4 protein-coding genes are annotated in these 6,000 nt (G+C 64.0%); 1 reads left to right on the top strand and 3 read right to left on the bottom strand.

The window, feature by feature from the left end; translation table 11 throughout:
- Window positions 1-655: 655 nt before the first annotated feature.
- The 3 genes from A3840_RS13600 to A3840_RS13610 form a co-directional block, all read right to left on the bottom strand.
- Complete coding sequence (locus A3840_RS13600; RefSeq protein WP_067457747.1) at window positions 656-1,654, bottom strand: alpha/beta hydrolase; 999 nt, start codon at window positions 1,652-1,654, stop codon at window positions 656-658.
- A 169-nt stretch (window positions 1,655-1,823) separates the two neighbouring features.
- Entirely contained in the window at window positions 1,824-3,029 is a 1,206-nt protein-coding gene (locus A3840_RS13605) for a lytic murein transglycosylase (RefSeq protein WP_067457750.1), read from the bottom strand.
- 188 nt (window positions 3,030-3,217) lie between these two features.
- Window positions 3,218-5,353: a mechanosensitive ion channel domain-containing protein gene (locus A3840_RS13610; RefSeq protein WP_067457753.1), complete on the bottom strand. Its 2,136-nt coding sequence runs from the start codon at window positions 5,351-5,353 to the stop codon at window positions 3,218-3,220.
- A 222-nt stretch (window positions 5,354-5,575) separates the two neighbouring features.
- Here A3840_RS13610 and A3840_RS19465 point away from each other — a divergent pair, with 222 nt between their 5' ends.
- The gene (locus A3840_RS19465) at window positions 5,576-5,989 is read left to right on the top strand and encodes a hypothetical protein (protein WP_131798328.1); all 414 of its coding nucleotides are present in this window, start codon (window positions 5,576-5,578) and stop codon (window positions 5,987-5,989) included.
- Window positions 5,990-6,000: the final 11 nt, after the last annotated feature.

Consider the following 6,000-nt stretch of genomic DNA (forward strand, 5'->3'; position numbering starts at 1 on the left):
GGGGGAGGTAGCGCAGCTTGGCCGAAGGCCTAGCGGAGCTAGGAGGGGGTGCCGGCAGGCGCTGGCGTTTAGAAATCAAACACCCTGCCACCCATCCCCCTCACCCGTCTCGGGCTGCGCCCGATCCACCCTCTCCCCGAGAGGGAGAGGAATAAGAGGCAAACGCTGCACCATTCTTCTCCCCCTCGGGGAGAAGGTGCCCGAAGGGCGGATGAGGGGCTTCGAGCCGTCCCGCAGGGCAAATCTCTCCGGTGGAGAGATTTGAGGCGAGAAGGCCATGAGCGCTACGCGCGAATGGCACGAACCCACAAAAAACCGAAACTTATCCCCACCCCCATCACCCCATAATACTCTCCCCCCATCAGCCGGATGGAGATGGGGTTGCAACGATCAACCGTCCGGCGACAGTCGGGAGGCCTCTGCATCGTTAACGGAGGCTGGGTCCGGGGATGGGAAATTCCGGTGAGAGCCGGCCCTAGGAAACCCCCTGCCGGAAATCCCGACGCCCCGGGGCGGATTGCGTCTCGTTTTTAAATTCTGAGGCGGAATCCGCCTCGGGGCTTCCATCGACTAAGTAAACCCGGAGGTTTTTTTGACCGTCCGGCACTTCGGCACGCGCGAGCGCTGCGGAAGGCTCTTTGAACCCCCGAAGGCCCTACTCCTCGATCGGCTGGAACATGGCGTTGAGCTGCCGCACGATTTCATCGGTCGGCATCACCGAATCGGGCAGCATTTCCGGCGCTTCGGGCACGACCGCCAGATAGGGCACGCCACTGGGAAAGGCGCCGAAGCGCTGGAAGAAGCCCACCATGTCGTCGAGGACCGGCATGCGCCAGCGCCACAGGGCGCCCATGGCGATGACCGGCTCCATATGTCCGAAGCCCTCGTAATATTGCGTGGTCACCCAGACACCCTGCGCCCGCAGCCGGTCCGCGAACCGCTCGGTATTCTGCATGCGCACGATCGGATCGGTCGTGCCCGTGGCCAGGTACATGGGCGGCGCATCGGCGGTGATCAGGTTGATCGGCTGCGTGCCTTCCGGATTGGGCGCCTGCCCGAAGGCTTCCTGCACCTCGAAATATTCGAAAGGATAGAAATCATAGGGCCCCGACAGCGCCCCCACGCCCAGGATGGGCATCGTCACCCCATATTCCTGCCGGAAGGACGGATCGAGCGCCAGCATGACCGCGTTATAGGCGCCGGCCGAATGCCCCGCCAGGAACAGCCGATTGGGATCGCCGCCATAATCGGCGATATTGTCCTGCACCCAGCGCAGGGCGCGGGCGCTGTCCTCGAGAAAGCCGGGATAGCGCACTTCCGGCACCAGGCGATAATCGGCCACCACCGTCACGAAGCCGCGCGAGGCCAGGGCCCGGCCGACGAATTGATAATCGGCCCGCTCGCCGCGGCTCCAGCCGCCGCCATAGATGAAGAAGACCACCGGGGCCGGCTCGCCTCGCTGCTCGGGGGCATAGACATCCAGCTTGTGGCGTGGCCCATCGGCATAGGCGATGCCGTCGCCCACCTTGGCGGTACCCCCGTCCATGGCGGGGGGAATGTTGAACGGATCCATGATCGAGGCGGCCGAAACGGCGCCGGAACCGAGAAAGACCAGGGCAATGAGCGCGGCAAGGGCGCGGTGCAACGGGGACATGATGGTGAATTCGGGTGCTGAATCTGCGGGCAGAATGGGTGGAAAAAACCGGGAAGATTATGACGCCGAAATGGGCGAGGGCAGGCGCGCCGTTTACCGGTCGCTGGCCTGCCCTCTGCTTAAGCGGGCCAACCTTGAGCCGAATTGGTTAACGGAGTGTTAACTGCCCCTAACGCTTGAGCCTGTCCAGCAGCAGGCCGGACACATGTCCGTCAGCGGGCAGGCCCGCACGCTGCTGATAGGCCATGACGGCGGCGCGCGTCTTGGGCCCGACCACCCCATCGGGCGCGCCGACATCGTAGCCGGCGCGGTTGAGCAGGGCCTGCACTTCGCTGCGCTGCGCCTTGGTGAGCGAATAATCCCCCGCCGGCCAGGGCGTGGCAAAATCGCCGCCACCGAGGATGCGATCGGCCAGATGGCCGACTGCCAGGGCGTAGGAATTGGAATTATTGTAGCGCTTGATCACATCGAAATTGGGCAGCAGCAGGAAAGCCGGGCCGCTGGCCCCCGCCGGCAGGTAGAGCCGGGCCGTATCGCCGGGCCGCGGGAAATCCCGGCCCGAGACGCGGCTGATGCCCATGCGCTGCCACTGGCTCAGCGGCGCCTTGTCCATCTGCTGGGCGGTGGCGAAGTCGAAGCCCTGCGGCAGCTTGACCTCATAGCCCCAGGTCTCGCCCGGCCGCCAGCCGAAGCTCTTGAGGTAATTGGCGGTCGAGCCCAGGGCATCGGGCACCGAGTTCCAGATATCCTTCTTGCCGTCGCCATTATAATCGACCGCATAGCGCATGAAGCTCGAGGGCATGAACTGGGTGTGGCCCATGGCCCCGGCCCAGGACCCGACCATGGCATTGGGCGCGATATGGCCGTCGGTGACGATGCGCAGCGCCGTCACCAGCTCGCCGCGGAAGAAATCGGCACGATATCCGTTCTGCGTCAGCGTCGCCAGGGCATGGATGGTGTTGTTGCCGCCCATATAGCCGCCGAAATTGGTCTCCATGCCCCAGATGGCCAGGACGATTTCCGGCTGCACCCCGTAGCGCTGCTGCACTCCGGCCAGGGTCTGGGCCCATTCGCCCCGCATGGCCCGGCCCTTGTTGGTCTGGGCGGCATTGACGCGCCGGTCGATATATTGCTGCACCGTCTGGGTGAATTCCGGCTGCTTCCTGGTCAGCTCCATCACCTGCGGAATGGGATTGTAGCCGGCAAAGGCCGCCTCGAAGGCCTGCCGGCTGACCCCGGCCCGCTCGGCTTCGGGCCAGAGGCCGCGCACGAAATCGGCCGTGCTCGCCTGGGCGGCGGCCATGCCGGCGAGAGACAGCGCCAGGGCCAGGCCCAGATGGCGAAACAGGGGAAGAGCTCGGAACGAAAGGGACATTTCGGCCTCTTGATACGCAAAGACAAGTCACGGCATGCCGGCCCGCATGCCGGCGGTGAACGCCGCCGCCCCCACAGCGCGTATCTCTATTTTAACCGCTTCGATTAAGATCGCCTTAAGGCAAAAGCGGCAGCGCCCGGATCACGATCACGAAAGCGTTGGCCGCCCCTGGGCATCAGGATCCGCGCTCAGTTCCCGCCCTCATCGGCCGTCCAGGGCGCCGGCAGGCCGGGCACATAGGAAACCTGCGGCGTCGGCTTGCGGATGCCGCGCTCGGCGAAAAGCCGCCACACCGTTTCCGAATAGAGCCGCCCCGCGCCCCATTGCTTGCCGGCCAGGGTCTTGATGCGCGCCCGCAGCTTCATCGACGTCTGGGTGAAGGCGACCAGGACCGGCGGATCGAGCTCATCGAGGATGACATTGCTGTGCTCGCTCTGCATCACCACGTCGAAGGCATCGCGCATGGCCTGTTTGACGACCTCGATATCGCTGTCATAGGCCACTTCCACATCGGCGACATAGAAGGAAAAGCCGCGCACCATATTGGAGACCTGATCCACCGAGGAAAAGGGAATGAGGTGAATGGTGCCGCTCATATCGCGAATGGTGACGGAGCGGATGGTGAGCTTTTCTACCGTACCCGAGCGGCCCGCCACTTCGACAACGTCCCCCTCGTTCATCACGTTCTCGAACTGGATGAAGATGCCGGTAATGATGTCCTGCACCAGTTTCTGGGCCCCGAAACCGATGGCCAGGCCGACTACCCCGGCGCCGGCCAGGAGCGGCGCGATATTGACCCCGATCTGCGCCAGGGCGAGCATCAGCGCAAAGATCGCCAGGGCCACGGTGAAGGCGTTCTTGAACAGGTTGAGCAGGGTCTTCTCCCGCGCCGTCGGGATCCGGCCCACCTTGGCATTGAGCCGATATTCGACCCAGGACGACACCACCACATGCAGGACGATCGCCACCAGAACGATAAGGGCGGCCGATACCACCGACCCCGCCACGGCAAGGCCTTCCTCGCTGCCGACCCAGCCGGCGAAATCGAACAGCCCCCAGGCCTGGCCGATCGCCACCAGGATGCCGACGATCACCACCCAGCGCACGATGGTCATGACACCGGGCACGAAGGCCCGCAGGCGCGGCTCAAGCAGCGGCAGGCGCTGCCGCACGTCATCCGGCAGGCTGAGCCCTGCGGTGACGAAGCGGCCGATGAAGCCGATGATCAGCGAACCGATGGCGATGGCGATCAGCGATTGCGCCGTGGCACCCAGCATAAAGGGCAGCGCGGTTTCCGGATTGGCGAACCAGACCACAAGCAGCGTCAGCAGATAGACGATGGCCAGAACATGCCAATGCTGGCCCAGGGCCGCCAGCAACCGGCCCAGCCCGTCATTGTTGCGCCGTTCAGAAACATTGGCCAGCCAGATGCGGATATCGTCCTTGTTCTGCAGCACGATGATGATGGCAATGGTGATCGCCGTGGCCATCACCAGCACCTGAGCGGCCCCGCCTGCCGCCCGCGAGACCACGCTGTTGAGCATGGGCGAGACGAACATGAAGGTATAGCCGACAAGCGAAATCAGCCGCGCCGCCCAGAAGGACCAATAGGCGGCGTTTTCATCGGTCACCGGCAAGAGCCGCAATGTGCCGAATTGCGGCACCAGCACCAGCCGGACCAGCAGCTTGCTGGCTTCCACGACAAGAAAGGCATTGAGCAGCAGCGATTGGTTGATGCCCATCTGCCCGCTCGGGGTAATTCCGGTATTCAGCGCCAGTACATAGCCGAAAGCCCAGGCGGCGACGATGGCGGCGGCATCGACGAGCGCCACCGTGATCAGCCCACCCAGGCGCCGCAACATGCCGCGCTCCGTTCCGCCCCTGGCGAGGCGCCGATTGATCCGGCCGGTCAACAGCCGCAGGAGCCAGAAACTGCTCACAAGCCCGACAATCACAATGCCCAGATTGATCGCCAGATTGCGCACCACTTCGGCATCGGCATTGAGACCGCCGGCGAACAGATCCTGGAAATTGCCCAGCGCATTGCCAAAGGAGCGTACGGTAGCCGAAGCTCCCTCGGCCACGCTGCGGGTATATTCGGCCAATTGCCGGGCAATGCTGAGATCGGGCACGGCAGGCGCCGCTTCCTCCGCGCTTTCGCCCGGACTCGCCTGCCGCAGGCGTTCGATAAGCTCGGCCCGGGCTGTGTCGTCCTCCAATATCCGGATCAGTTCATCGGCCGGAGCCGGTTCTGCGGCGGGTTCCTGGGCGTGGGCGGAAAAGGCGAAGAGCAGAATGGCGGCAAGCAGGATCAGAAAGCGCATCGATCTCATCGCATTGAAAATGACCGGCCCAGCATGGCGCTTGCCTCGGCAAGGTCAAGCCCATCGATCCGTCGGCAGATCGCGCCTAGTCGGCCAGGGCCGGCGCCAGGCGCCGCAGGAAGCTCTTGGCCTCGGCCAGCGTCAGACTGGCTGTGCCGCCGATATCGCCGTTTCCGCCATCCGCCTGTTCGGCGAGCGTTGTCAGCAGGCTTGACGCTCTTCATGCAGCGCCGCATCCAATGGCAGCTCAGCCGCGGTATCGAGCGCCTGCCGCATTTCCTGGATCCGCATCAGCAGCGAAAAACTGGCATAGAGCCGGCGCGCTATGGCGGGATCATTGCGCCAGTTTTCTCCCGCATGGAGAGCGCTGGCCCGCTGGCCGGCGCCCAGGCAATCGAAGGCTTCGCAGCCATCATAGCCCAATGCCTCGCGCTGGGCGTGGATACGGCATCGAAAGTCGGCCTGGAGATAGTGGCAAGGTTGTCCTGCAAGCTTGTCATGACCGAACTGGTCGCCGCGTTCGAAGGAAAGGGCAGTGCAGCACAGGGCGAAGCACTTGTTGCATTCGGCCTTGAAAGCGTTTTCCTTCATTTCATTCTCTTGTTTTCAGAACACAAAACCCCCGGTCATTTCTGACCGGGGGTTTG

Source organism: Devosia elaeis (assembly GCF_001650025.1).
Lineage (GTDB): Bacteria > Pseudomonadota > Alphaproteobacteria > Rhizobiales > Devosiaceae > Devosia > Devosia elaeis.

Excerpts from the sequence above, each read along its gene's own strand:
- A3840_RS19465 (WP_131798328.1), top strand. The coding sequence starts at position 5,576 with ATGCAGCGCCGCATCCAATGGCAGCTCAGCCGCGGTATCGAGCGCCTG.
- A3840_RS13610 (WP_067457753.1), bottom strand. The coding sequence starts at position 5,353 with ATGCGCTTTCTGATCCTGCTTGCCGCCATTCTGCTCTTCGCCTTTTCC.
- A3840_RS13600 (WP_067457747.1), bottom strand. The coding sequence starts at position 1,654 with ATGTCCCCGTTGCACCGCGCCCTTGCCGCGCTCATTGCCCTGGTCTTT.
- A3840_RS13605 (WP_067457750.1), bottom strand. The coding sequence starts at position 3,029 with ATGTCCCTTTCGTTCCGAGCTCTTCCCCTGTTTCGCCATCTGGGCCTG.